This is a genomic window from Gluconobacter sp. P1D12_c (assembly GCF_018812105.1).
GTDB classification, from domain to species: Bacteria; Pseudomonadota; Alphaproteobacteria; order Acetobacterales; family Acetobacteraceae; genus Gluconobacter; species Gluconobacter oxydans_A.
Genome location: NZ_JACSIQ010000114.1, coordinates 1 through 689, shown reverse-complemented (window position 1 = coordinate 689; position 689 = coordinate 1). Strand labels below are relative to the sequence as shown.

At 57.3% G+C, this 689-nt stretch carries 1 protein-coding gene; it reads right to left on the bottom strand.

All coding sequences use genetic code 11. From position 1 onward, the window contains the following. A partial coding sequence (locus KP705_RS15840; protein ID WP_215764909.1) for a Tn3 family transposase occupies positions 1-689 on the bottom strand: 689 nt, incomplete at both ends.

Sequence of the window (689 nt, the reverse complement as noted above, 5' to 3'; positions counted from 1 at the left end):
CCGAGGGGTGCAATATGCCGCGCCAGGTCATCGGAAATGCCGAGCGTTGCGATGGCAGACTGAAGATAGCGCGTATTCCATAGGATAACCGCTGCCACCAGCAGGTTTAAACCTGACGCTCGATAAGCCTGATTTTCAAAACGCCGATCCCGCAGTTCACCAAGCTGGTTGAAGAAGAGCGCCCGAGCCAGCGCATTCCGGGCTTCTCCCTTGTTGAGCCCTGCCTGGGTTCGCCTGCGCAAATCCAGATCCTGTATCCAGTCGAGCATGAAAACCGACCGCTCGATCCGGCCAACTTCACGCAAGGCCACAGCCAGACCATTCTGACGGGGATAAGATCCGAGCTTCCGCAGCATGGCCGAGGCCGTCACGGTTCCACTCCGAATGGATGTGACCAGACGCWGCAGGTCGTCCCAGTGGGCCGCAACATGATCGGTATTGATCGGGTCACCGGCCATTCCACTCAGGAGATCACCGGGGCTTTGATCTGGAAACAGGTGAAGTTTCCGCTCTTTCAGATCCCGTATCCTGGGCGCAAATCGATAACCAAAGAAGGGCATCAGCCCGAAAACATGATCCGATGCCCCACCCGTGTCGGTATAATGCTCTTCAATGGAAAGCCCGTTGGCATGATACAGCAGCCCATCCAGAACATAGGGTGCTTCACCGGCCGTCGCCGCAATCACCCG